The sequence below is a fragment of the Streptomyces antnestii genome (assembly GCF_004005495.1).
Lineage (GTDB): Bacteria > Actinomycetota > Actinomycetes > Streptomycetales > Streptomycetaceae > Streptomyces > Streptomyces antnestii.
In genome coordinates this window covers 298,695-324,912 of sequence record NZ_RZYA01000003.1, presented here as the reverse complement: position 1 = coordinate 324,912, position 26,218 = coordinate 298,695, and the positions used below count along the sequence as shown (strand labels likewise).

The window sequence follows — 26,218 nt, the reverse complement described above, 5'->3', positions numbered from 1 at the left end:
CGTGGACCTCGCCTCCCACCTGCCGAGAAGCCCCTGGCCCCGGACGTTCCGTAGCGTTCAATGGACGGCATGCCAGCCATGCGCCCAGAGTCCCCGGCTCGCCGTCTCAGCCCGCCCGACTGGCTGGTCAGGACGCTGCGCCCGCGCCCCGCCCCGATCCCGTGGGCGGCCGTGGCGCGCGCCGCCGTCGCCATGGCGCTGCCGCTCGCGATCGGGCTCGCCGTCGGGCAGCCCGCGTACGGGGCGCTCGCCTCGATGGGCGCCCTGTCCGGCGTCATCGGCGACACCGCCGACGCGTACCGGATGCGGATCCTCAACATCGCGGTGCCGCAGCTCTTCGGAGCGGTCGGCGTCACCATCGGCTCCCTCGTGTACGGGCACGGCTGGATCGCCGTCGCCACGGTCACCGGCGTGGCGCTGATCTCCGGGATGATCTCGACGATCGGCGCGGTCGCCTCCGTGTCGGGGCTGCTGCTCCTGCTCAACTGCGTGGTCGGCGCCGGCCTGCCGATGCCCGGCCCGTGGTGGCTCGCGCCGCTCCTGATGACCGCCGGCGGCCTCCTCGTCCTCCTGCTCGCGCTGCTCGCCTGGCCGCTGCGGTCCGGGGTGCCCGAACGCGCCGCCGTCGCCGCCACCTACCGCTCCGTCGCGAACCTGCTCGCCTCCGCGGGCGACGACGAGAACTACGTCGAGACCCGCTTCGCCGTCACCGAGTCCCTCAACCAGGCCTACGACCTCGTCCTCGCCCGGCGCGCCCTCGCCCACGGCCGCAACCCCGAACTGGTGCGCCTGCTCGCCCTGTTGAACGCCGTCACCCCCGTCGTCGAGTCCGCGCCCGCCGCCCACCAGTGCGGGGTGCCGCTGCCCGCCGCCGTCCCTGCCGCCGTGTACCTCCTGGCCGACGCCGTGGAGACCGGCCGCACCGACACCGCGCCCCTCGCCCTGCCCGAACCCGAAGGACCGGCCGCGCGCGCCGTCGACCAGGCCGTGCGGCACGCGGCCGCCCTCATAGCCGGGCAGCACCCGGCCCTGGGCCGCACCCTCTCCGCCACCGACCGTCTCGGCCGGCCCGCCGCCCTGCCCGTACGGGCCGCCCGCGCCGCCCGCACCGTGCTGCTCTCCGGGACCTCCTGGCGCTACGGCCTCCGCCTCGCCCTGTGCATCGGCCTCGCCCAGATCCTCGTGTCGACCGTGCCCGTACCGCGCTCCTACTGGGTGGCGCTGACCATCACCTTCGTCATGAAGCCCGACTTCGGATCGGTGTTCTCGCGGGCCGTCCTGCGCGCCCTCGGCACTGCGGCCGGGCTCGTGCTCGCCACGGTGATCCTCGCCGGGGTGCCCCGCGGCTGGTGGGAAGTGCCCGTCCTCGCGGTCCTCGCCACGCTCATCCCCGCGTTCACCCCGCGCGGCTACGGCTACCAGACCGCCGCCATCACCCCCGTCATCCTGCTGCTCTCCGACGTCCTCAACCACCAGGGCATCGCGCTCGTCCTGCCACGCCTCCTGGACAGCCTGATGGGCTGCGCCATCGCCCTCGTCGCCGGCTATCTGCTGTGGCCCGAGAGCTGGCACACCCGCATCGGGGACCGGCTCGCCGACGCCGTCTCCGACACCGCGACGTACGTGGGGTACGCGTTCGGCGACCCCGCCGACCCCGACGATCCCGGCGCACCCGCCGCCCGCGCCCGGATGCGCCGCCGCCTCTACCGCGACCTGTCGGTCATCCGCTCCGAGTTCCAGCGCGCCCTCACCGAACCGCCGCCCACCGGCCGACGCGCCGCCGCCTGGTGGCCTCTCGTCGTCGCCGTGGAACGCATCGTCGACGCGACGACCGCTGCGCGGGTGCGGGTCAAGCACGGGGCCGCGGCGCCGAGCCCCGCCGATGTCGCCCAGGCCGCCCGCCAGTTGCGGGAGCTGGCGGAGGGGCTGCGCGCGTCCGAGGTCCTGGAGGAGGTGCGGGCCGACTTCGGCGAGGCGGAGGATCCGGACGGCGTACTCGAACCGGTCCGCCAGGAGGTGGCGGCCGCCCGCGCCATCGCCACACCTCGCTGACGCGTCCGGGAAGGCGTTGTACGAGGGCAGTTGGCGGGCGTTCGCCCGGGTGGGCGACCCTCCCCAAGATCACCGAGCGTGGCGGCTAACCTTACGTGTCCGCCCTGGCCAGGGGTTACGGAAACCAACTCATGCGAAGGGTTGCGCACATGGGCATTCGGAATCTCCTGCGGAACGCGTTCGGAAGGCAGCGGAAGTCCTCGCCGAACCTGGAAGAGACGACTCCGACGGTGCCGCCCACCGCCGAACCCGAGGCGACGGCGGCTGCGCCGGCGGAGGTCAAGGAGGTCGCGGAGGTCGCTGAGGTCAAGGCGAAGGTGCCCGCACCTTCGACCGAGCGGACCCCCACGCCGTCGCTGGGCGAGGCGGACGCCCTGGTGGCCGCGGCGTTCGACAACGTGACGGTCCCGAGGCCGTCGTCACCGTCAGAACCGTCGACCAGGGCCGAGACCGAGCCGGCCACCAAGCCCGAGCCGGTCGTCGAGCCGGAGGCCGCGATCGCGCCGGAGGCCGTCGTCGAGCCCGAGCCGGTCGTCGAGCCCGAGGCCGTCGTCGCCCCGGAGCCCGAGGTCGAGGTCGAGGCTGCTGCCGCGCCCGAGCCGGCCGCCGAGGTCGCCCCCGAGCCCATCGCCGCCGAGGCCGAACCGGAGCCCGTCGCGGCCGCCGAGCCCGAGGTCGAGGTCAAGGTCGAGGCGGAGCCCGTCGTCGAGCCCGAGGTCGAGGTCAAGGTCGAGGCGGAGCCCGTCGTCGAGCCCGAGGTCGAGGTCAAGGTCGAGGCGGAGCCCGTCGTCGTCGCCGAGGTCGCGCCCGTCGTCGAGCCCGAGCCGGCCACCGAGCCGGAGGCTGCTGCCGCCGCCGAGCCCATCGCTGCCGAGGCCGAGGCCGAGCCGGAGGCCGTCGCCGTCGCCGAGCCCGCCGTCGAGCTGGAGCCCGAGGTCGAACCGGAGCCCGAGGCGGAGGCCGCGCCCGAGCCGGTCGCCGAGGTCGCGCCCGTCGTCGAGCCCGAGCCGGTCGTCGAGCCCGAGCCGGTCACCGAGGCCGAGCCGGAGCCCGTCGCGGTCGCCGCCGCCGAGCCCGAGGCCCAGCCGGAGCCCGTCGCGGTCGCCGCCGCCGAGCCCGAGGCCCAGCCGGAGCCCGTCGCGGTCACCGCCGAGGCCGAGCCCGAGGCCCAGCCGGAGCCCGTCGCGGTCGCCGAGCCTGAGGTCGAGGTCAAGATCGAGGCAGAGCCCGTCGTCGAGCCCGAGCCCGTCGTCGTAGAAGCAACCCCCGAGCCCGAGCCCGAGCCCGAGGCCGCCGAGGCCACCCCCACCCCTGCCGAGGCCGGCGAGGCCGAAGCCGTCGTCCCCGCCCTCACCCCCGCCCGGCTCAAGTCGCGGGCGCCGGGGCTTGGTGCTGCTTACAAGGCCGCCGGGAGTGTGCTGGAGAAGAACGGGATCGCCGGGGTCCGGGCGACCGTGTACCTCGTGCTCGACCGGTCCGGTTCGATGCGGCCGTACTACAAGGACGGCTCCGCGCAGGCGCTCGGTGAGCAGGTGCTCGCCCTTGCCGCGCACACCGACCCCGAGGCGACCGTGCAGGTCGTCTTCTTCTCCACCGACATCGACGGCACCGGCGAGCTCACCCTCGACGCGCACGAGGGCCGCATCGACGAGCTGCACGCGTCGCTCGGTCACATGGGCCGCACCAGCTACCACCGCGCCGTCGAGGAGATCGTCGCGCACCACGAGAAGTCGCAGTCGCAGACGCCCGCCCTGGTCGTCTTCCAGACGGACGGCGCTCCGGACGCGAAGGGCCCGGCGACCCAGGCCCTCGCGGAAGCGGCCCGGTACCCGCTGTTCTTCCAGTTCGTCGCGTTCGGCGAGCACGACGCCAAGGGCTTCGACTACCTCCGCAAGCTGAAGGCGCCCAACGCCGCGTTCTTCCACGCGGGCCCGGCCCCGCGTGAGCTCACGGACGCCGAGCTGTACGAGGGCCTGCTGGCGGACGTACCGCGGTGGCTGGAGTCGCAGGACAACGACCAGGCCTGACCCGCACACCGCGCACACCGCGCACATCTCCTGAGAACGGCGGTGCCCCCCCCGGGGCGCCGCCGTTCCGCATGCAGACGTCATGCAGACGTCCACAAATATGCCGTTCACCCCGAATCGGGAGAAGCTGGAACAGCCCCCGCATCGAGGGAAGGACGACGCAGATGAAGGCCGCCGTGGTCACCGACTTCAACCGGCCCCTGGAGATCCAGGACCGCGTGATCCCCCTGCCGGCCGCGCACCAGGTCCTCGTCCGTATGGAGGCGAGCGGGCTGTGCCACACGGACATCCACGCCGCCGCCGGTGACTGGCCGGTCAGGCCGGTCCCGCCGTTCGTGCCGGGTCACGAGGGCATCGGGATCGTGGAGGACAAGGGCGAGGGGACCGGCCACATCCACGTCGGCGACCGCGTCGCCATCGCCTGGCTCGCGGAGGCCTGCGGCCACTGCGACCACTGCGTCTCCGGCTGGGAGACCCTCTGCGAGCAGCAGCGCAACAGCGGCTACTCCGTCGACGGCTGCTTCTCCGAGTACGCCGTCGCGCACGGCGACTACGTCGTGCGGGTCCCCGGGGTCATCGACCCCCTGGACGCGGCCCCGCTGACCTGCGCGGGGGTGACGACGTACAAAGCGGTCAAGGTGTCGGGCGCGGGGCCCGGCAAGCGCGCGCTGATCTCCGGCATCGGCGGGCTCGGCCACCTGGCGCTCCAGTACGCGCGGATCGCGGGCGCGGAGACCGTCGCCGTCGACATCACCGACGACAAGCTGCGGCTCGCGCACGAGCTGGGCGCCGACCACGTCATCGACGCCCGCACCCAGGACGTCGCGCGGCAGGTGCGCGCGCTCGGCGGCGCCGACGTGGCGATCAGCCTGGCCGTCTCGAACGCGTCGCTGCGGGCCGCGTACGACGCGCTGCGCCGGCACGGCACGCTCGTCCTGGTGGCGCTGCCCGCCGACGCGAGCCTCGAGCTGCCCGTCTTCGAGCACGTGCTCGACGGCAAGACCGTGACCGGTTCGATCGTCGGCACCCGGCAGGACCTGGCCGAGGTCTTCCGCCTGCACCGCCTCGGCCGTACCCGTGTCATCCGCGAGCAGCGCCGGCTCAAGCAGGTCAACGAGTCGATCGAGGACATCCTGGCCGGGCGCGTGACGGGCCGCCTGGTCTTCGACTTGCGCTGACCACCCCGCGAGGCCGCCCCCTGTGGCCGCCCACCCCTTGATAACGGGGAGGGGCGGCCCCGCCGTGTCGGATACGATTCTTTGATTCGACTGACGTACACCGTCACCACCGCACGCAGCGACTTGGGAGCAGCCCCCGATGGCTCGACACCTCATCACCAGCGCCCTTCCGTACATCAACGGAATCAAGCACCTGGGCAACATGGTGGGGTCCATGCTCCCGGCGGACGTGTACTCCCGGTACCTCCGCCAGCGTGGCCACGACGTCCTGTACATCTGCGCCACCGACGAGCACGGCACGCCCGCCGAGCTGGCCGCGAAGGAGCAGGGCCTGCCGGTCGCCGAGTTCTGCGCGCAGGCGCACGACGCGCAGAAGGCCGTGTACGAGGGCTTCGAGCTGGCCTTCGACCACTTCGGCCGCAGCTCGTCCCCGGAGAACGCGGAGCTCACGCAGCACTTCGCGCGGAGGCTCAACGAGAACGGCTTCATCGAGGAGCGCGCGATCCGCCAGGTGTACTCGCCTGCCGACGGCCGCTTCCTGCCGGACCGCTACGTCGAGGGCACGTGTCCGCACTGCGGCTACGACAAGGCGCGCGGCGACCAGTGCGAGAACTGCACCCGCGTCCTCGACCCCACCGACCTGATCAACCCGCGCTCGGCGATCTCCGGCTCCACGGACCTGGAGGTCCGCGAGACGAAGCACCTCTTCCTGCTCCAGTCGAAGCTGCAGGTCGAGGTCGAGGAGTGGATCGCGACGACGGCGGGCGAGTGGCCGCAGCTGGCCTCCTCCATCGCCCGCAAGTGGCTGACCGAGGGCCTGCACGACCGCGCGATCACCCGTGACCTGGACTGGGGCGTGCCGGTCCCGGCCGACACGTGGCCGGAGCTGGCCGCCGACGGCAAGGTCTTCTACGTCTGGTTCGACGCCCCGATCGAGTACATCGGCTCGACGAAGGAATGGGCCGACCAGAACCCGGCGGAGCGCGACTGGAAGTCGTGGTGGTACAAGGCCGACGACGTGCGCTACACGCAGTTCATGGCCAAGGACAACGTCCCGTTCCACAGCGTCATGTTCCCGGCCACGGAGATGGGCGTGCGCGAGCCGTGGAAGAAGGTCGACTACCTCAAGTCCTTCAACTGGCTGACGTACTACGGCGGCAAGTTCTCCACGTCGCAGAAGCGCGGCATCTTCACGGACGCCGCTCTGGAGATCCTGCCCGCCGACTACTGGCGCTACTTCCTCATCGCGAACGCCCCCGAGTCGGACGACTCCTCGTTCACGTGGGAGCACTTCACGGCCACGGTGAACAAGGACCTCGCCGACACTCTCGGCAACTTCGTGAACCGCGTCCTGTCCTTCTCCCGCAAGCGCTTCGGTGACGAGGTGCCCGCGGGCAAGGAGGCCGGCGAGGCGGAGGCGAAGCTGGGCACGGAGATCTCCGCGCTGCTCGCCGAGTACGAGTCCCAGATGGAGGCCCTCCAGTTCCGCAAGGCCGCGGCCGCGCTCCGCGCCCTGTGGTCCGCGGGCAACTCCTACCTGGAGGAGAAGGCCCCCTGGCTGGAGATCAAGGCCGACCCGGAGGCCGCGGCCCTGACCCTGCGTACGGCGATGAACCTCATCCACCTGTACGCGGTCGTCTCCGAGCCGTTCATCCCGGCCTCGTCGAAGGCGATGCGCGGCGCGTTCGACCTGGCCGGCGACACGGCCACGTGGGTCACCGCCGAGCAGGCCACGGCTCTGAACACGGTGCCCGCGGGCACGGCCTTCACGGTCCCGCCGGTGCTCTTCGCGAAGATCACCGAGGAGGACCTGGAGTCCTACCGCGAGCGCTTCGGCGGCTCTCCGGAGTAACCAGGGCATGACTGTGAGAAAGGGGTGCGGGAGCCGGACGGTCCCCGCACCCCTTTCCCGTACCCCCTGCTGGCATGTCCACGACCTGCGATGAGAAAGTTTCGCCATGTCAGTTCCCGCGACGATCCCGATCGCCCACGATCCCGACCACCGCACCGCCACCATCGGCCGGTACGCGGACGGCCAGTTCCTGGCCACGGTCACCTACGCCTTCCCCGAGGGCTACCGCCCCGACGACGGCTGGGAGCAGCACAAGCGGCTCTACGCGGTGCTCCACACGTTCGACGCCGCGGGCAGGTACCGCGACTCGGAGATCTGGTGCGCGGGGACCTGGGCCGGCGGCGCCGAACTCGCCGAGGCCCACGCCCACTTGGACAAACTCCTGGCGGGCGTGCCCGGCCGCACCCTCGGCGACATCGCCGTCCGCCCCTTCCGGCGCGCCGTCGACGGCGTCGTGTTCGGCCTGATCGTCGAGGACGACGACTGGGTGGAGCTCTACCCGGACCGCCTCGGCTTCGGCGAGCCGTGGGACGGGTCGTACGACACGTAGCCCGCCGGGCAGACAGAAGGGCCGGAACCCGTGAACGGGTTCCGGCCCTTCCAGGTGCGCGGTGCGCGCTACTTCTTGTCGGCCACCGGCTTGCGGAGCTGGATGTTCAGCTCGCGCAGGCGGGTCTCGTCGAGCTCGGTCGGCGCGCCCATCATCAGGTCCTGCGCGTTGCCGTTGAGCGGGAACGCGATGGTCTCGCGGATGTTGGGCTCGTCGGCGAGGAGCATGACGATGCGGTCGACGCCGGGGGCGATCCCGCCGTGCGGCGGGGCGCCGAAGCGGAACGCGCGCAGCATGCCCGCGAACTGCTCCTCGACGGTGTCACGGTCGTAGCCCGCGATCTCGAAGGCCTTGAGCATGATCTCGGGCTCGTGGTTACGGATCGCGCCGGAGGACAGCTCCACGCCGTTGCACACGATGTCGTACTGCCAGCCCAGGATGTCCAGCGGGTCCTGGGTCTCCAGGGCCTCAAGACCGCCCTGCGGCATGGAGAACGGGTTGTGCGAGAAGTCGATCTTCCCGGTGTCCTCGTCCTTCTCGTACATCGGGAAGTCGACGATCCAGCAGAAGCGGAACACGCCCTCCTCGAAGTGCCCGGCGCGCTTGGCGGCCTCGACACGGACGGCGCCCATGATCTTGGAGACCTCGTCGAACTCGCCCGCGCCGAAGAAGACGGCGTGGCCGGCCTTGAGGGCGAGGCGCTCGGTGAGGACCTTGACGTTCTCGTCGGTGAGGAACTTCGCGATCGGGCCCGTGAGGGAGCCGTCCTCGGCGACGCGGACCCAGGCGAGGCCCTTCGCGCCCTGCTCGACCGCGTAGTCACCGAGGCCGTCGAAGAACTTGCGGGACTGCGACGCGGTGTCCGGGACGGGCAGCGCGCGCACGTGCTTCCCGGCGAACGCCTTGAACTCGGAGCCCTCGAACACGTCCGAGATGTCGACCAGTTCGAGCTGCACGCGCAGGTCCGGCTTGTCCGAGCCGTACTTGGCCATCGCCTCGCGGAACGGGATCCGCGGGAACGGCGACGTGACGTGGCGGCCGCCGCCGAACTCCTCGAAGAGCTCGGTCATCAGCTTCTCGATCGGCTGGAAGACGTCCTCCTGCTCGACAAAGGACATCTCCACGTCGAGCTGGTAGAACTCGCCCGGCGAACGGTCCGCGCGGGCGTCCTCGTCGCGGAAGCACGGCGCGATCTGGAAGTAGCGGTCGAAGCCGGAGATCATCAGCAGCTGCTTGAACTGCTGCGGCGCCTGCGGCAGCGCGTAGAACTTGCCCGGGTTCAGGCGGGAGGGGACCACGAAGTCGCGGGCGCCCTCGGGGGAGGTGGCGCTCAGGATCGGCGTCGCCATCTCGTTGAAGCCGAGCGCCGTCATCTTGTGGCGCATCGCGGAGATGACCGCCGAGCGCAGCATGACGTTCCTGTGCATGCGCTCGCGGCGCAGGTCGAGGAAGCGGTACTCCAGGCGCCGCTCCTCGTTCACCCCGTCGTCCGCGTTGATCGTGAACGGGATCTGCTGGGCCGCGCCGAGCACCTCGACCTCGGCGGCCTCGATCTCGATCTCGCCCGTGGGCAGCTCGGGGTTGACGTTGTCGGCGCCGCGGGAGACGACCTTGCCGTCGACGCGGACGACCGTCTCCTTGGTCAGCTTGTCGAGGGCTTCGGCGGCCGCGGTGCCGGGGCGGGCGACGAGCTGGGTGATCCCGTAGTGGTCACGCAGATCGATGAAGAGGATGCCGCCCAGGTCGCGCCGATTGTGCAGCCAGCCGCTCAGCCGGACGTCGGATCCGACGTCAGAGGCGCGGAGCTCGCCGCAGGTGTGGGACCTGTACCGATGCATCGTCGTTCATCCAGTCTTTGCGATTGGGGATTGGCCGGGCATGCCGGAATACCCCAGGGTACCGGCCGCCCCGTGATCGCTTGGCGAATAGTCTCGGTGGCCGTCCACGATCACCTCTTCTTAGAGTGGGGCCATGCGCACTGGTGACCCCCTGCCGCCCGTGGGGGACGTCCTCGCCGCCCTCGACACCGGTGTGTGGCGGTGGGACAACCGTGCCGGGCTGGTCACCTTCGACGCGGAGGCCGCCCGGCTCCTCGGCCTGCCCGAACGCCGGGTGACCCTGACGGAGGCCGCCGTACGGTCCCGCTTCCACCCCGTCGACTGGAACGAGATAGACGGCGTCGTACAGCTCGCCGTCGCCGAGGGCACCCTCGCCGAGGCGCGGCTGAGGATCATGGACGAGCACGGCCGGGTCATCAGGACCGTACGCAGCCGGTCCAAGCCCGTCGTGCACGGCGACTCACAGGCCTACGAGCTGATCGGCACACTCCAGGAGGTCAGCGAGCCCACGCCCGGCTCGGCGGCGCGCACGCCGGTCACCGGCGACTGGCGGCGCTCCCGCGAGGCGTTCCTGCTCGACGCCGGGCGGGCGCTCGCGGAGGCCGGGTCCACGGAGGAGGTCCTGCGGGTCGCGGCCGGGCTCTCCATGCCGGGGTTCTCACCGGACGGGCTCGCCGTCTTCGGCGCCGGCGGCGACCGGCTCACCGTCGTCGGGCACCACGGGCACGAGCCGGGCGAGGAGGGGCCCTTCATGGACATGCCCCTGGACACCGACTACCCGGCCGCCGAGGTGGTGCGCACGGGCCGCGCCGTCTACCTGTCCTCGCCCGAGCAGTACCGCCTGCGCTATCCCGCCGCGTGGCCGCTGGCCCAGCGCTTCCAGCGGCAGTCGTGGGCGTATCTGCCGCTCGTGGTGGCGGGCCGCACCATCGGCACCTGGATGGCGGGGTTCGCCTACCCGGTGTCGTTCACGCCCGACGAGCGTTCCGTGCTCACGACGGTGGCCCGGATGCTGGCGCAGGCCCTGTCGCGCGCCGGGATCACCGAGTCGGAGCGGGCGCTGACGGACGGACTCCAGCGCTCGATGCTGCCGACGCTCGGCCCCGAGATCCCGGGGATGACCGTCGCCGCCCGCTATGTGCCGACCGGCGGCGGCCTCCAGGTCGGCGGCGACTGGTACGACATGATCCCGCTGCCCAGCGGGCGGATCGCGCTCGTCATCGGTGACGTGCAGGGGCACGACGTGCGGGCGGCCGGCCTGATGGGACAGCTGCGGATCGCGCTGCGGGCGTACGCGGCCGAGGGGCACCGCCCGGACGCCGTCCTTTCCCGCACCTCCCGCTTCCTGTGCGGCGTCACCGACTCCCTCACCTACGGCTCCTCGGGCGGCCCCGGCAAGGACGTCGGCGCGGAGGCGGGCGACCCGCGCTTCGCGACCTGCCTGTACGTGGAGGCCGACCCGAAGACCGGCATCCTGGAGATCGCCCGTGCGGGCCATCCCGACCCCGCGATCCGGATGCCCGACGGGACGGTGCTGCTGCGGCCCACCGCGGGCGGGCTGCCCCTCGGGGTCGACCCGGACGCCGACTACCCCACGACCCGGCTCACCCTGGAGCCCGGCGAGACCCTGCTGATCTGCACCGACGGCCTCCTGGAGACCGGCGGGCACGACCTCGACACCGGCTGGAAGCGGATCCGCAGCATCCTGGAGGAGCAGGGAGCGGCCGGCGGGCCCGACCGCCTGGAGGAGCTGGCCGACGCGCTCGTCCAGGCCGTGCACGGGCCCACGTCGCACTACACGACGGGCCCGCTCGCCGACCGGCGCGAGGACGACATCGCGCTGCTGCTCCTGGCGAGGACGGGCCGGCCCGAGGCTCCCTTGCCCGCGCGCCGCACCGTGATGACCGTGGCCCAGGCCGAGCCGGAGCGGGTCGGCGCCGCCCGCCAGCAGCTGCGCCAGCTGCTGCACGACTGGGCCGACGCCGACCAGGTCGACTCGGCGGTCCTGATGATCTCGGAGATGCTCACCAACGTCCTGGTCCACACGGACGGCGACGCGCTCCTGGTCGCGGAGGTCTCCGGCGGGCCCGCCGCGCGCCGGCTGCGGGCCGAGGTCGCCGACGCCAGCGACGACCTGCCGCACAAGCGCCATCCCGGCGAGCTGGCCTCGTCCGGGCGCGGCCTCGTCCTGATGGAGCTGCTCGCGGACCGCTGGGGCGTGGACCCGCGGGGCGAGGGCAAGAGCATCTGGTTCGAGCTCTACGAGCCGTCGGCCGACGGCTCGGGAGCGTCCCCCGACGGCTCGGGCGAATCCCCCGACGGCTCGGGTGAGTCCTCCGGCGGCGCCGACGGGCCCCCGCCCGCCGAGTAGCGCCCCCGCAGCTCGCCGATCACCCCGAAGGCCGCCGCCGTCACCGGTACCGCGAGCAGCATGCCGAGGATGCCCGCGACGGAGGCGCCCGCCGTGATCGCCAGCATCACCATCGCGGGGTGTATCTGCACGGTGCGGGACTGGATCATCGGCTGGAGGATGTGGCCCTCCAGCTGCTGCACGGCGAGGATGACGCCGAGCGTCCACAGGGCGATCACCAGGCCCCGGTCGGCGAGCGCCACCAGGACGGCCACCGCGCCCGAGAGCGTCGCTCCCAGGTAGGGGATGTACGCGCTGACGAAGACGAGGGCGCCGAGCCCGACCGCGCCGGGCACCCGCAGGATCAGCAGGCCCACGGTGATGCAGACGGCGTCGATGAGCGCGATGAACGTGGTCCCGCGCATGAAGCCCTCGACGGCTCCGAAGGCGCGCCGTCCGATCGCCTCCAGGGTGTCCCCGGCGGGGCCGGGCGCGATGCTGTGGGCGAGGCCCGCGGCGCGGTCGGAGTCCTTGAGGAAGAAGAACGTGAGCAGCAGGGAGAGCACGCTGGTCGCGAGGAGCGAGCCGAGGACGGAGAGCCCGGCGAGCACCCCGCTCGCGGCCTTGGCGCCCCATTTGGCCACCAGGTCCTTGAGGCTGCCGGCGGCGGATCCGAGGTCGTCGGCGGCGGTGATCCCGAGGTGCTGCTTGATCCAGTCGCCGGACTGCTGCACCGAGTCGACGATCTGCTCCGCGGAGTCGATGAGCGCCTTGACGACGATGTAGCCGGCGCCGCCGACGACGGCGACGAGGGTGACGCAGGTGAGGACGGCGGCGAGGGCGCGGCTGAGCTTCCTGCGGACCAGCCAGCCGTGCACCGGGCCGAGCAGGGCCGTGCCGAGCAGGGCGAGCAGCAGGGGTGTGACGGCGGTCCTGAGGACGATGCACAGCCAGACGGCAACGGCCGCGACCCCGGTGACGAGCAGCGCGACGGCGCACCAGGCGGCGGCGCGGCGGGCTGGTTCGGGAAGAAGCGGCTTACCAGTACCTGTGTGCACCCGACCAGGCCATCACGCGCGCGTGGCCCCGACCTTCCGGACGGGGCCACGCGGGTGACGCTGCATCAGATTCGGCTCAGCCGCCGGTGTGCGGGATCCGCTCACCGGGGATGACGCCGAGGCGTCCCGCCTGGAAGTCGTCGAACGCCTGCTGGAGTTCGTCGCGGGTGTTCATGACGAACGGACCGTAGTGCGCCATCGGCTCCCGGATGGGCCGGCCGCCGAGGAGCACGACCTCCATGTCCGGGGTGTGGGAGTCCTGCGTCTCGTCCGCGCGGACGGTCAGCGAGGAGCCCGCTCCGAAGACGGCGGTCTGGCCCATGTGGACCGGACGGCGGTCGGTGCCGACGGTGCCGCGTCCGGCGAGGACGTACGCGAGACCGTTGAACTCCTCGCGCCAGGGCAGCGTCAGCTCGGCGCCGGGGCGGACGGTCGCGTGGACCATCGTGATCGGCGTGTGCGTGATGCCGGGGCCTTCGTGGCCGTCGAGCTCACCGGCGATGACGCGCAGCAGGGCGCCGCCGTCGGCGGTGGTGAGGAGCTTGACCTGGCCGCCGCGGATGTCCTGGTAGCGGGGGTCCTTCATCTTGTCGGCGGCGGGGAGGTTCACCCACAGCTGGAGGCCGTGGAAGAGCCCGCCGGACATGACGAGCGCCTCCGGCGGCGCCTCGATGTGCAGGAGGCCGCTGCCGGCCGTCATCCACTGGGTGTCGCCGTTGGTGATGGTGCCGCCACCGCCGTTGGAGTCCTGGTGGACGAAGGTTCCGTCGATGATGTAGGTCACGGTCTCGAAGCCGCGGTGCGGGTGCCACGGGGTGCCCTTGGGCTCTCCGGGCGCGTACTCCACCTCACCCATCTGGTCCATCATGATGAACGGGTCGAGGTGCTTGTAGTTGATCCCGGCGAACGCGCGACGCACCGGGAATCCCTCACCCTCGAATCCGCTCGGCGCCGTCGTCACGGCCAGTACGGGGCGTGCCACGGCATCGGCGGACGCGGCCACACGGGGCAGGGTCAGCGGGTTTTCTACGGTCACTGCAGGCATGTCGGGACCTCCTTGTGCTTCGACTTTAGTTGAACGTAGAACTTTCTGCCACCCGGAACGCAGAACGCCCGGAGGGAATTCCCTCCGGGCGTTCGTGATGCCTGTGCGTACCGGCGGCATCTAGCCGTACATGCGGCGCATCGCGAAGTCGACCATCTGCTCGACCGCCTTGGCATCGAAGACCATCCGGTGCTCGCCCTCCATGTCGAGGACGAAGCCGTACCCGGTGGGCAGGAGGTCGATGACCTCGGCGCCGGTGATCACGAAGTACTTGGACTCCTTGCCGGCGTACCGGCGCAGCTCCTTGAGCGAGGTGAACATCGGGATGACCGGCTGCTGCGTGTTGTGCAGCGCGAGGAATCCCGGGTTGTCGCCGCGCGGGCAGTAGACCTTGGACGTGGCGAAGATCTGCTGGAAGTCCTCGGCGGCCATCGAGCCCGTGGTGAACGCGCGGACCGCGTCGGCGAGGGACGGCGGCGACGGCTCCGGATAGAGCGGCGGCGCCTGCTGGCCGTACCCGCCCTGCATGCCCTGCTGCGGAGGCGCGTACTGCTGCCCGGGTCCCGCGGTCTGGTCGTAGCCGTACATGGGGGCCAGCGTACCGAGCGGGGACGGCCCGGTGGGCTTTCCCGGGTGTCCGGGGTAGACCCTGCTCACATTGACCCGTCAGGGGTTGCGTCTTATTACCGGCGGGTAGCATCATCGTAGGTGCTTGCTACTTGCTAGTAGTGCGTGTTTACGAAGATCCAGATTCCGCTTCCCAGCCAAACGGAGCCGTCGCCATGGGGCACTACAAGTCGAATCTCCGCGACATCGAGTTCAACCTCTTCGAGGTGCTCGGGCGCGACAAGCTGTACGGCAGCGGCCCGTTCGCGGAGATGGACGTCGACACCGCCAAGAGCATCCTCGACGAGGTCGCGCGCCTCGCGGAGAACGAGCTGGCCGAGTCCTTCGCGGACGCCGACCGCAACCCGCCGGTCTTCGACCCGAAGACCAACACGGCGCCGGTCCCGGCCACCTTCAAGAAGTCGTACCAGGCCTTCATGGACTCCGAGTACTGGCGTCTGGGCGTCCCCGAGGAGATCGGCGGCACCACCTCGCCGCGCTCCCTCATCTGGGCGTACGCGGAGCTGCTGCTCGGCTCGAACCCGGCGATCTGGATGTACTCCTCGGGCCCGGCGTTCGCCGGCATCCTCTTCGAGGAGGGCAACGAGGCGCAGAAGAAGGTCGCCGAGATCGCCGTCGAGAGGCAGTGGGGTTCGACGATGGTCCTGACCGAGCCGGACGCCGGTTCGGACGTGGGCGCGGGCCGCACGAAGGCCGTCCAGCAGGAGGACGGCTCCTGGCACATCGAGGGCGTGAAGCGCTTCATCACGTCCGGCGAGCACGACATGTCGGAGAACATCCTCCACTACGTCCTCGCCCGCCCCGAGGGCCACGGCCCCGGCACCAAGGGCCTGTCCCTCTTCCTCGTCCCGAAGTTCCACTTCGACTGGGAGACCGGCGAGCTGGGCGAGCGCAACGGCGTCTACGCGACGAACGTCGAGCACAAGATGGGCCTCAAGGCGTCCAACACCTGCGAGATGACGTTCGGCGACCAGCACCCCGCCAAGGGCTGGCTGATCGGCGACAAGCACGACGGCATCCGCCAGATGTTCCGCATCATCGAGTTCGCCCGCATGATGGTCGGCACGAAGGCGATCTCCACGCTCTCGACGGGCTACCTGAACGCCCTCGAGTACGCCAAGGAGCGCGTCCAGGGCCCCGACCTGGCCCAGTTCATGGACAAGACGGCGCCCAAGGTCACCATCACGCACCACCCCGACGTGCGCCGCTCGCTCATGACGCAGAAGGCGTACGCGGAGGGCATGCGCGCGCTCGTCCTGCACACCGCCGCCGTCCAGGACGACATCCAGGTCAAGGAGGCGAACGGCGAGGACGCGTCCACGCTGCACGCCCTCAACGACCTGCTCCTGCCGATCGTGAAGGGCTACGGCTCGGAGAAGGCCTACGAGCAGCTGGCGCAGTCGCTCCAGACGTTCGGCGGCTCGGGTTACCTCCAGGAGTACCCGATCGAGCAGTACATCCGCGACGCCAAGATCGACACCCTGTACGAGGGCACCACCGCGATCCAGGGCCAGGACTTCTTCTTCCGGAAGATCGTCCGCAACCAGGGCGCCGCGCTGAACGGCCTCGCCGAGGAGATCAAGCAGTTCCTCGCGGTCGGCACCGGCGGCGAGGCCCTCGCCCCGGCCCGCGACGCGCTCGCCAAGGCGGCCGTCGAGCTCGAGGCCATCGTCGGCGTCATGCTGACCGACCTCGCGGCCACCGAGCAGGACACCAAGAACATCTACAAGGTGGGCCTCAACACCACCCGCCTGCTCCTCGCCTCCGGTGACGTCGTCGTCGGCTTCCTGCTGCTGCGCGGCGCGGCCGTCGCCGCCGAGAAGCTGGAGACCGCCTCCGCCAAGGACGTGCCCTTCTACCAGGGCAAGATCGCCGCCGCGAAGTTCTTCGCCGCGAACGTCCTGCCGGGCGTCGGCCTGGAGCGCCGCCTCTCCGAGAAGGTCGAGCTCGACCTGATGGAGCTGGACGAGGCCGCGTTCTAGTCCTCCGCACGCTGAGAACCAGAGCCGCCACCCGACCCGTTCGGGTGGCGGCTCTGTCGTCCACCCCTACGGGCCCCGCAGCGACCTCACCGGGATCGACCGCCTTTGACCTGGGCTCGCCCGGTTCCGCTCAGCGCCGCGCGTCCGGCCGGAAACGCTCGTTAGGCTGGCCCGCATGAGCGCCCTCCCGTCTACCGACCCCGCCCTGTCGGCGAGCGCCACGAGCGCCCGCTTCGACCGCGGCCACACCGACGACCTCATGTCCTTCCTCGCGGCCAGCCCCTCGCCGTACCACGCCGTGGCGAACGCCGCCGCGCGCCTGGAGAAGGCCGGCTTCCGCCAGGTCGCCGAGACCGACGCGTGGGACGGGACGACGGGCGGCAAGTACGTGACGCGCGGCGGCGCGATCGTGGCCTGGTACGTCCCCGAGGACGCCGCGCCGCACACCCCGTTCCGTATCGTCGGCGCGCACACCGACTCGCCGAACCTGCGGGTCAAGCCGCTGCCCGACATGGGCTCCCAGGGCTGGCGGCAGGTCGCCGTCGAGATCTACGGCGGACCGCTCCTCAACTCCTGGCTCGACCGGGACCTCGGCCTCGCCGGCCGGCTCACCCTGCGGGACGGTTCGACGCGGCTCGTGAACGTCGACCGCGCCCTGCTGCGCGTACCGCAGCTCGCCATCCACATGGACCGCTCGGTCCACACCGACGGCCTCAAGCTCGACAAGCAGAAGCACATGCAGCCCATCTGGGGCCTCGGCGACGACGTCCACGAGGGCGACCTGATCCGGTTCCTGGAAGAGGAGTACGGCCTCGACGAGGGCTCCGTCGCCGGCTGGGACCTGATGACCCACCCCGTCGAGGCGCCCTCCTACCTCGGCCGCGACAAGGAACTCGTCGCCGGACCCCGCATGGACAACCTGCTGTCCGTGCACGCGGGAACGGCCGCGCTCGCCGCCGTGTCCGCCACCGGCGGCCTCCCCTACATCCCGGTCCTCGCCGCCTTCGACCACGAGGAGAACGGGTCCCAGTCCGACACCGGCGCCGACGGCCCGCTGCTCGGCGGCGTCCTGGAGCGTTCGGTGTTCGCGCGCGGCGGCTCGTACGAGGACAAGGCGCGCGCCTTCGCCGGGACCGTCTGTCTGTCCTCCGACACCGGGCACGCCGTGCACCCGAACTACGCCGAGCGCCACGACCCGACCCACCACCCCCGCGCCGGCGGCGGCCCCATCCTCAAGGTGAACGTCAACAACCGCTACGCCACGGACGGTTCGGGCCGCGCCGTGTTCGCCGCCGCGTGCGAGAAGGCCGGCGTGCCCTTCCAGTCGTTCGTCTCCAACAACTCCATGCCCTGCGGCACCACGATCGGCCCGATCACGGCCGCCCGGCACGGCATCAGGACCGTCGACATCGGCGTCGCGATCCTCTCGATGCACAGCGTCCGCGAACTGTGCGCCGCCGACGACCCGTACCTGCTCGCGAACGCGCTGGTGGCGTTCCTGGAGGGGTGAATTCCGGGCGGGTTCGGGGCTGGTTCAGGGGCTGGTTCAGGGGCGGGACACCCTTTCGGCCAGATCGTGGACCGCTGACCTGGCGCCCCTCTCCGGCCCCGTAAAATCGCGCTACGGGCGTGCGCGATCAAGGGGGTCGGGGGCCGGGGGAGGGCACCGGGCGTGGAGTTCAGGATTCTCGGTACCGTCGCCGTCACGACAGAGACCGGCGAGCTGCCGCTGGGCCCCGCCAAACGCTCCGGGCTCCTCGCGATGCTGCTCCTGCGACCGGGCGGCGTGGTCCGCGTCGAGCAGCTCATCGCCGCCCTGTGGGAGGACGAGCCGCCCCTCCACGCCAAGGCCGTCCTGCAGAGCCACGTCTCCCGGCTGCGGGCCCTGCTCGCCGCGCACGACGCCGAGATGTACGGGGTGCGGCTGACCACCCAGGGCTCCGCCTACTCGCTCCAGCTGCCCGAAACCCTCCTCGACGCCCACCGCTTCGAGGAACTCGTCGCCCTCGCCCGGCTCCAGCACCGGCCCGCCGACACCGTCCAGATGCTGCGCGAGGCCCTCTCCCTGTGGCAGGGCCCCGCCCTCACCGGCACGGTACGCAGCGCGCCCCTGGAGGCCGCCGCTCTCGCCCTCGAAGAACTGCGCATCGCCTCCGTGGAGGGCCTCGCCGAGGCGTACGGGCAGCTCGGCGAGCACGCCCGGGCCGCGGCCGTCCTGCGCCCCGAGGCGGTGGCCCACCCGCTGCGCGAGTCACTGGCCGCCGCCCTCGTCCTCGCGCTCGGACGCTCTGGGCGCCAGTCCGACGCCCTCGACCACTACCACCGCACACGCCGGCTCCTCGCCGACGAACTGGGCGTCGATCCGGGGCCGGTCCTCGCGGGGGCGTACCGGACGATCCTGGGTACGCCGTCGGTGCAGCCGCCCCCGCAGGCCGCGTTCGCGGGGCCCGCGCGTCCGGTGCCCGTCGCGGACGCGTTGACAGTGACGGTGCCGGTGACGGACGAGCGGCCCGAGGCGGAGACGGCGGCGGAGGCGGAGGCGACGGCTGACGCGGCGTCACGCTCAGCGGCCGAACCCGTACCCGTAGCTGGACCCGTATCCGTATCCGTACCGGATTCCGCCCCCGGCCCCGACGCAGCCGTCGCCGACGCCCCCGCGCCTCCCACCGGCAGTCTCGTCCCCTCGCCCCATCTCCCCCCGCCCAATCTCCTCCCCCGGCTCCCCCGCGGCTTCACCGGCCGGGAGGCCGAACTCGGCGCCCTCGACCGGGTGCTGACCGGCGACGACGCGCCCGTGTGCCTGCTCGCCGGGCCCGCCGGCGTCGGCAAGACCGCCCTCGCCGTGCACTGGGCGCACCGCCGCCACGCCCGCGAGACACGGTTCCCCGACGGAGTCCTCTTCGCCGACCTGCGCGGCTTCAGCGACACCCCCGCCCCCGAGACCCCCGCCGTACTGCGCGAGTTCCTCCTCGCGCTCGGCGTCCCGTCCCGGAGCATCCCCGAGACCACCGCCGCGATGGGCGCCCTCTACCGCTCGCTCGCCGCCGGGCGCCGCCTCCTCGTCGTCCTCGACAACGCCCGCACCTCCGCCCAGGTCCGCCCCCTGCTCCCCGGCGGCGACCACTGCGCCACCCTCATCACCAGCCGGGACCGGCTCGGCGGCCTCATCGCGTCCGACGCCGCCACCCCCGTACCCCTGCACCCGCTGCCTCCCGGCGACGCCGCCGGGCTCCTCGCCGCCGTACTCGGGGACGAGCGCGTCGCGGCCGAACCCGTCGCCGCGGAACGACTCGCCGGCCTGTGCGACGGGCTGCCGCTCGCCCTGCGCGTCACCGCCGCCCGCCTCGCCGAACGCCCCCGCGCCGCCCTCGACGCGATGGCCGGTGAGCTCGCCGACGAACACCGCCGCCTCGGCCTCCTCGACATCGAGGACACCGGCGTCTCCGCCGCGCTGCGCCTGACCGTCCGTCACCTCCCGGCGCCGGCCGCCGAACTGTTCCGCCTCATCGGCCTGCACACCGGCACCGGCCTCGACCGCCACACCGCCGCCGCCCTCACCGGCACCACCCCCGACGAGGCCGACACCGCCCTGTCCCGGCTCGCCGCCGCCCACCTCGTCACCGAATCGGCCGAAGGCCGCCGCACCCCCCACGACCTGGTCCGCCTCTACGCCCGCACCCTCACCCCCGAGCCCGCCGCCGAACCCCTCGGCCGCCTGCTCGACCACTACCTGCACTCCGCCCTCGACGCGGCCGCCGCCGCCCACCCCGAGAGCAAGCCCTGCTGCGCCTTGCCCGCCGACGTCCGTCCCCCGCACGCCGTGAGGGAGTTCACCGACCGGGCGGCCGCGCTCGCCTGGTACGAGGCCGAACGGCCGGGCCTGGAAGGCGCCGTCACCGCGGCCGCCGCCGCAGGACTGCACGACCGGGCCTGGCGCATCGCCCTCCTGCTGTGGCCGGTGATCCTCCAGAAGGTCGGCGACGGCTGGGTCCCGCTGCTCGAACAGTGCCTCGCCTCCGCCGAGCACGAGGACGACCCGGACGCCCAGTCACGCGCCCGCGCCCTGCTCGGCTGGGTCCTCCACGAGGAGGGCAGGGACGACGAAGCCCTCGTCCACCTCGAAGAGGCCCCCGGACTCGCGGCCCGCGCCGGCGACGTGACCAGCGAGGCCATCGCCTGCGTCAACCTCGCGGTCGCCCTCAACGGCAACGGCGCGCACGAGCGGGCCGGGCTGCTCCTGTCCCGCGCCGTCACCCTCGCCGTACAGGTCAAGCACCCGCCCACGGAGGCGCTGGCGTTGCACCACCTCGCCCGGCACTGCCTCGACACGGGCGCCCACGAAGCGGCCCTCTCGCACGCCGTACGGGCCCTCGACCTGACCTCGCCCGACGAGGCCGCCCGGCGGGTACTGCTGCAGACCGCGAGCGGCGAGGCGCTGGCCGCGCTCGGACGGCCCGACGAGGCCGCCGACCTGCTCGGACAGGCACTGCGGACGGCGGAGAAGGAGGGGTTCGAGCAGGGTGCGGCGGCCGCGCGGAAGGTCCTCGAACGGTTGCCAGCGGATCGTTAGCGCGGCGCAAGCCGATCGACAGAGGCACCCCCGAAGCTGAAGTCAGCACCGAAACGGCGCAGACCACGCTGACCACACAGCAGACCGCAACACGGGGAGCCCCACCATGACCGCCCACCGCAACCGTTCCCGCACCGCCCTCGCCGTCGCCGCCCTCGCGGCCCTGAGCCTGTCCCTCACCGCCTGCAACGGCAGCGGCTCCGGCACCAAGGACGAGGGCGCCGCCTCCTCGGGCAGGACGGCCACGGACTCCGCCGCGAAGAACACCGGCGGCTCCTCCGACGCCGGTTCGTCGAAGACGTCCGGCGGCACGGACGCCTCCGCGGCCGGCGCGAAGGATGCCACCACCGGCAAGAGCTCCACCGGCGGCTCCGGCTCCGGCGCGAAGGGCGGCACGGCGTCGAAGGCGGCCCCCGAGTGCAAGGTCGGCTACCTCGACTACTCCCTCAAGCGCGAGAACCCCGAGCAGCAGGGCGACCACCTGCTCATCACGGCCGAGAACCGCTCCGCCACCGCGTGCACCGTGCAGAAGTTCCCGGTCGTCACCCCCGGCGACGCCAACGGCGACGTGCCGCTCGCCAAGGACGACCAGCAGCCCGCCCAGCCGATCCTCGTGCAGCCGGGCGGCCGGGTCTACTCCGCGATCGCCGTCATCCAGGACGTCAAGGCGGAGGACGACTACTTCAAGTCGATCCGCCTGTCCCTCCAGATGAACAACTCCGACGACTCGCTCGAGAACGTCAAGCTGGTCACGCCCGGCGAGGTCGAGTACGCCGGCAAGATGGCCGACGGCATCGAGGTGCTCTCCTGGAACACCCGCCGCCCGTACGCCAACTGACCCGCCCTAGGCCTCATCCATACCGGCCAGCACCAGCGGCAGCCGGTCCGCGCCACCCTCGGTGAGCCGGACCGGCACGCCCCAGTCCTGCTGGTGGACGTGGCAGGCCGGGTACTCGTTGGCGGGGTCGTCGTCACACGAGGCGGCCATCGCCGACACATGCAGGACGCCCTCCGGCACATTCGCGTCGAGGACCAGCTCACGCGCGAGATCCGTGCCCGCCCCGTCACCCGACACCAGCAGCTCGGGCGGCGTGGAGGAGACGAGGAGCCGGGTCGAGGGCCCGTAGCGCGTGTCGAGCTTCTGCCCGGCCGGCGCCTGGAAGATGACATCGAGCCGGAGCTTCCCGCCCGCCACCTCGGTGGCGGCGCGCTGCGTCCGGTGGGCCACGGACTCGACCCGCACGGCCTCCTCCGGCAGCCGAAGCCGCGTCAGCCGGTGCCGCGCCGACTCCACCACGACGATGTCGTCGCCCACGAGCACCGCGTCACTGGGCTCCCGCAGATCCGTCGCCAAGGTGGTGACCTCACCGGTCGCCGGGTCGAAGCGGCGCAGCGCGTGGTTGTACGTGTCCGAGACGGCGACCGAGCCGTCCGGCAGGGCCGTGACACCCAACGGGTGCTGGAACAGCGCCTGTCCGGCCGCCCCGTCCCGGTGCCCGAAGTCGAACAGACCGGTGCCGACCGCCGTGTGCACGACGCCGTCCACATCCACGTACCGCAGCGCCGACGTCTCCGAGTCGGCCACCCACAGCCGCTCCTCGGTGGCCGCGAGCCCGGACGGCTGCGCGAACCAGGCCTCCGCCCCCGGCCCGTCGACCAGACCCTCGTTCGTCGTCCCGGCCGCGACCTCGACACTCTTCGTCTCCGGGTCGTACGTCCACAGCTGGTGGACGCCCGCCATGGCCATCCACACCTTGCCGCCGAACACGGCGACGTCCCACGGCGACGACAGGTCGACCTCCAGGGCGGGGCCGCTGGTCGGCGCCCCCTGCCACCACTGGCGGCCGGTGCCCGCGAGCGTCGTGACGTCACCGCTCGCGAGGTCCACGGCCTTCAGGGAGTGGTGCACCGTGTCGGCCACGACGACGGTCGCGTCGTCGAGCAGGGCGAGCCCCTGCGGCTCGTTGAACACCCCGGGCCCGCCGATCCGCCGCACGACGGTCTCACCATCGGCCCCCATCTCGACGAGCTGGTGCCGCGTGGTGTCGGAGACCAGCAGATTTCCCGACGGCAGCAGAAGCGCCTTGCCGGGGAACCGCAGATCCGTCGCGACGGGCTCGGGCGCCACGTACGGGCCGTCGCCGCGGCGCAGCGTCCCCTTCGCCTCGTGCTCGGCCTCCAGCTGCTCGACCAGCTTCTCGATGGCGTGGGCGTGCCCCTCGCCGGCGTGCTGCGCGACGACGTACCCCTCGGGGTCGATCACCGCGAGCGTGGGCCAGGCCCGCACGGCGTACTGCTTCCAGGTCGCGAGCTCGGGGTCGTCGAGAACGGGATGCTCGACGTTGTACCGCTCGACGGCGTCGACCACGGCGGCGTGCTCGGCCTCGTGCACGAACTTCGGCGAGTGCACACCGATGATCACGACGGTGTCCCGGTGCTTCTCCTCGAGCTCACGCAGCTCGTCGAGAACGTGCAGGCAATTCACACAGCAAAATGTCCAGAAATCCAGAATGACGATGCGTCCCCGCAGGTCAGCGAGGGTGTATTGCTTGCCGCCCGTATTGATCCAGCCACCCTTGCCGATGAGTTCGGGGGCGCGGACGCGGGCGCGACGGGGTGCGGGGGCGACATCGTTCATGGGTCAAGGGTGCCACTAGCCGAGAGCGTGTCCTGTGGTGGCGTCCACATGATCCGGCACCTCGTCGTGGCGGTCGCCGACCGTGGGCGTGCCGGTCGGTTCCAGGAGGAGGATCGCGGCGCCCTTCGGGGAGCGCGGCTTGTGCCAGGTGCCGCGCGGGACCGTGAAGACCGAACCCCGGGGCAGGACGACGTCGCGCTCGCCCGCGGGCTCGCGCAGGGCGATGGTCAGCTCGCCGTCGACCACGAGGAAGAACTCGTCCGTGTCGTCGTGCACGTGCCAGACGTGGTCTCCCTCGACCTTCGCGACGCGGACGTCGTAGTCGTTGACGCGGGTGACGATGCGAGGGCTCCACAGGGCGTCGAAGGAGGCCAGGGCCTCACCGAGGTCGATCGGGGTGTTCTCGCGGACGGGCGTCGGGGTGTTCTCGCGGGTGGTCATACGCCGATCCTGTCCCCGGTCCCGACACCGGCACGAGTGCTAGAAATCGCACATGGCGAAAGAATCCTCGCAGCAGTCGCACGCACGGCCACCGCACCGCGTCGTCGTGATCGTCGACGAGAACTCCAACCCCTTCGAGCTGTCCTGCGCAATCGAGGTCTTCGGCCTGCGCAGGCCCGAACTCGGGCGTGAGCTGTACGACTTCCGGCTCTGTTCGCCGGGCAGGCGGACGGTGATGCGGGACGGGTTCTTCACGCTCACGGACGTGGCCGGCCTCGACGCGGCCGACTCCGCCGACACCCTGATCGTGCCCAACCGGCCCGACACCGACGTGCCCCGGCGGCCCGCCGTCCTCGACGCTGTGCGGCGGGCGCACGCGCGGGGCGCCCGGCTCGTCGGGTTCTGCTCCGGTGCCTTCACCATCGCCGAGGCGGGCCTCCTCGACGGACGCCGTGCCGCGTGCCACTGGATGTGGGCGGACTCCTTCCGCGCCCGCTTCCCCGAGGTGCGCCTCGAACCCGACGTGCTGTTCGTGGACGACGGGGACATCCTCACGGCGTCCGGCAGCGCGTCCGCGCTCGACCTGGGGCTGCACGTCGTACGGCGTGACCACGGCGCCGAGATCGCCAACGCCGTGTCCCGGCGGCTCGTGTTCGCCGCTCACCGGGACGGCGGGCAGCGGCAGTTCGTGGAGCGGCCCGTGCCCGCGGTACGGGACGAGTCGCTGGCGCCGCTGCTCGTGTGGGCGCAGGAACGGCTCGGGGAGCCGGTGAGCGTGGCGGATCTCGCGGCGCGGGCGGCCGTCAGCCCGGCCACCCTGCACCGCCGCTTCCGCACCGAACTCGGCACCACCCCGCTGGCCTGGCTCACCGGCGAACGGGTCGCCCTGGCCTGCCGCCTCATCGAACGCGGCGAGGAACGGCTCGACGTGGTCGCCGCCCGCAGCGGGCTCGGCACCGCCGCGAATCTGCGGGCGCGCCTGCGCCGCGAGACCGGCCTCAGCCCGTCGGCGTACCGCAGGAGGTTCGGCCCGGCATCGCGCTGACCCGCAACGGCCCTCACCCGTACGGCCCACCCCGCCGCCCGGCAACGTGTCCCAGGGCCGTGCGTGGCCGACGCTTGGCAGCTATGACGGACGACAGTTCACGCGGCGGCCTCGCCGGCAAGCTGGCCACGGTCGCGCGGTGGGGGAGGGCGTGGGCCGCCGGGCTGCGGGAGCAGCTGCCGTTCATCAGCCGCATGATGCGGCAGATGGTGGACGTGAGCCTCCTGGACTCCTCGACGCGGCTCGCCGCGCAGGCGTTCCTGACGGCGATCCCGGTGCTCTTCGTCTTCGCCGCGTTCGCCCCGTCGTCCGTACGCGACCAGCTCGTCGCCTCGGCCACGTACGCGCTCGGGCTCTCCGGGTCGGCGCTCGACCAGGTGCGGAAGGTCCTCGGGACGACCGACCAGACGGCGCGCGAGACCTCGGGGTCCGTCGGCGTGGTGGTCACGCTGCTGTCGGCGACCGCGTGCAGCCGCGCCCTGCAGCGCGTGTGCGAGCGGTCCTGGCACGTGCCGCCCGCGGGTCTGCGGCTCATCGCGTGGCGGTGGGTGGTGTGGCTGCTCGTCTGGCTGTCCGCGCTCGTGGTCCAGGGGCTGCTGCGGGACGGGTTCGGGGCGGGTGCCTGGCTGGGGCTGCCGCTGTCCGCCGTGTCGAGCACCCTGCTGTGGTGGTGGACGCAGCATCTGCTGCTGGGCGGCCGGGTGACGTGGCTGCCGCTGCTGCCGGGCGCCGTCCTGACCGGCGTCGGTGTGGTCGCCCTCGCGTGGGCGTCGCGCTTCTACATGCCGCGCACGCTGGACCGTTCGCTGTCCGCGTTCGGCCCGTTCGGCATGGTGCTCACTCTGCTGTCGTGGCTCATCGCGCTGTTCACGGTCGTCTGCCTGGGGATCGCCGCCGGGTACGTCCTCGCGCACGAGCCGCCGCTGGCGCGCCGGCTCGGGACACCGCCGCCCGGGTGACCGGGC

18 protein-coding genes are annotated in these 26,218 nt (G+C 72.2%); 12 read left to right on the top strand and 6 right to left on the bottom strand.

The genetic code is table 11. The features are described 5' to 3' along the window. Window positions 1-69: 69 nt before the first annotated feature. The 5 genes from EOT10_RS09360 to EOT10_RS09340 all read left to right on the top strand — a co-directional run bounded on the left by EOT10_RS09360 (window position 70) and on the right by EOT10_RS09340 (window position 7,659). Window positions 70-2,052 (top strand): FUSC family protein, encoded by a 1,983-nt coding sequence (locus EOT10_RS09360; RefSeq protein ID WP_223280890.1) that lies wholly within the window; start codon window positions 70-72, stop codon window positions 2,050-2,052. A 149-nt stretch (window positions 2,053-2,201) separates the two neighbouring features. Continuing rightward, complete coding sequence (locus tag EOT10_RS09355) at window positions 2,202-4,079, top strand: VWA domain-containing protein (protein ID WP_127827623.1); 1,878 nt, start codon at window positions 2,202-2,204, stop codon at window positions 4,077-4,079. Window positions 4,080-4,243: 164 nt separating this feature from the next. Beyond that, window positions 4,244-5,257 (top strand): alcohol dehydrogenase AdhP, encoded by a 1,014-nt coding sequence (gene adhP, locus EOT10_RS09350; protein WP_127827622.1) that lies wholly within the window; start codon window positions 4,244-4,246, stop codon window positions 5,255-5,257. A gap of 139 nt (window positions 5,258-5,396) precedes the next feature. Beyond that, complete coding sequence (metG, locus tag EOT10_RS09345; RefSeq protein ID WP_127827621.1) at window positions 5,397-7,109, top strand: methionine--tRNA ligase; 1,713 nt, start codon at window positions 5,397-5,399, stop codon at window positions 7,107-7,109. A 106-nt stretch (window positions 7,110-7,215) separates the two neighbouring features. After that, window positions 7,216-7,659 (top strand): hypothetical protein, encoded by a 444-nt coding sequence (locus EOT10_RS09340; protein ID WP_127827620.1) that lies wholly within the window; start codon window positions 7,216-7,218, stop codon window positions 7,657-7,659. Window positions 7,660-7,727: 68 nt separating this feature from the next. Here EOT10_RS09340 and aspS read toward each other — a convergent pair whose 3' ends face one another. Continuing rightward, window positions 7,728-9,497 carry an aspartate--tRNA ligase gene (aspS, locus tag EOT10_RS09335; RefSeq protein ID WP_127827619.1) on the bottom strand — a complete coding sequence of 590 codons (1,770 nt, stop codon included), beginning with the start codon at window positions 9,495-9,497 and terminating at the stop codon, window positions 7,728-7,730. Between the two features lie 133 nt (window positions 9,498-9,630). On the opposite strand from aspS, the gene EOT10_RS09330 reads away from it, so the two are divergent. Continuing rightward, window positions 9,631-11,868 carry a SpoIIE family protein phosphatase gene (locus EOT10_RS09330; RefSeq protein ID WP_127827618.1) on the top strand — a complete coding sequence of 746 codons (2,238 nt, stop codon included), beginning with the start codon at window positions 9,631-9,633 and terminating at the stop codon, window positions 11,866-11,868. Here EOT10_RS09330 and EOT10_RS09325 read toward each other — a convergent pair. From EOT10_RS09325 to EOT10_RS09315, 3 genes are all read right to left on the bottom strand, one after another. Next, window positions 11,757-12,905: an AI-2E family transporter gene (locus tag EOT10_RS09325; RefSeq protein WP_127827617.1), complete on the bottom strand. Its 1,149-nt coding sequence runs from the start codon at window positions 12,903-12,905 to the stop codon at window positions 11,757-11,759. The genes EOT10_RS09330 and EOT10_RS09325 overlap by 112 nt on opposite strands. 76 nt (window positions 12,906-12,981) lie before the next feature. Beyond that, window positions 12,982-13,950: a pirin family protein gene (locus EOT10_RS09320; protein WP_127827616.1), complete on the bottom strand. Its 969-nt coding sequence runs from the start codon at window positions 13,948-13,950 to the stop codon at window positions 12,982-12,984. Between the two features lie 120 nt (window positions 13,951-14,070). Next, window positions 14,071-14,538 carry an SseB family protein gene (locus EOT10_RS09315; protein WP_127827615.1) on the bottom strand — a complete coding sequence of 156 codons (468 nt, stop codon included), beginning with the start codon at window positions 14,536-14,538 and terminating at the stop codon, window positions 14,071-14,073. A gap of 194 nt (window positions 14,539-14,732) precedes the next feature. Between EOT10_RS09315 and EOT10_RS09310 the strand changes: the two genes are divergently transcribed. The 4 genes from EOT10_RS09310 (at window position 14,733) to EOT10_RS09295 (ending at window position 21,967) form a co-directional block, all read left to right on the top strand. After that, on the top strand, window positions 14,733-16,559 hold the full coding sequence (locus EOT10_RS09310; RefSeq protein ID WP_127827614.1) for an acyl-CoA dehydrogenase: 1,827 nt from the start codon (window positions 14,733-14,735) through the stop codon (window positions 16,557-16,559). Window positions 16,560-16,734: 175 nt separating this feature from the next. After that, the gene (locus EOT10_RS09305; protein ID WP_127827613.1) at window positions 16,735-18,069 is read left to right on the top strand and encodes a M18 family aminopeptidase; all 1,335 of its coding nucleotides are present in this window, start codon (window positions 16,735-16,737) and stop codon (window positions 18,067-18,069) included. A gap of 162 nt (window positions 18,070-18,231) precedes the next feature. Continuing rightward, on the top strand, window positions 18,232-21,129 hold the full coding sequence (locus tag EOT10_RS09300; protein WP_127827612.1) for an AfsR/SARP family transcriptional regulator: 2,898 nt from the start codon (window positions 18,232-18,234) through the stop codon (window positions 21,127-21,129). 106 nt (window positions 21,130-21,235) lie between these two features. Then, window positions 21,236-21,967 (top strand): DUF4232 domain-containing protein, encoded by a 732-nt coding sequence (locus EOT10_RS09295; protein WP_127827611.1) that lies wholly within the window; start codon window positions 21,236-21,238, stop codon window positions 21,965-21,967. A gap of 6 nt (window positions 21,968-21,973) precedes the next feature. On the opposite strand, the gene EOT10_RS09290 is transcribed toward EOT10_RS09295, so the two are convergent. Continuing rightward, entirely contained in the window at window positions 21,974-23,767 is a 1,794-nt protein-coding gene (locus tag EOT10_RS09290) for an NHL domain-containing thioredoxin family protein (RefSeq protein WP_127827610.1), read from the bottom strand. Between the two features lie 15 nt (window positions 23,768-23,782). Next, window positions 23,783-24,208: a cupin domain-containing protein gene (locus EOT10_RS09285; RefSeq protein WP_127827609.1), complete on the bottom strand. Its 426-nt coding sequence runs from the start codon at window positions 24,206-24,208 to the stop codon at window positions 23,783-23,785. 52 nt (window positions 24,209-24,260) lie between these two features. Here EOT10_RS09285 and EOT10_RS09280 point away from each other — a divergent pair, with 52 nt between their 5' ends. Together EOT10_RS09280 and EOT10_RS09275 are read left to right on the top strand one after the other, a co-directional pair. Continuing rightward, window positions 24,261-25,253, top strand: coding sequence for a GlxA family transcriptional regulator (locus EOT10_RS09280; protein ID WP_127827608.1), 993 nt, complete (start codon window positions 24,261-24,263; stop codon window positions 25,251-25,253). 83 nt (window positions 25,254-25,336) lie between these two features. Next, window positions 25,337-26,212 carry a YhjD/YihY/BrkB family envelope integrity protein gene (locus EOT10_RS09275; RefSeq protein ID WP_127827607.1) on the top strand — a complete coding sequence of 292 codons (876 nt, stop codon included), beginning with the start codon at window positions 25,337-25,339 and terminating at the stop codon, window positions 26,210-26,212. The last annotated feature ends 6 nt before the right edge of the window (window positions 26,213-26,218 follow it).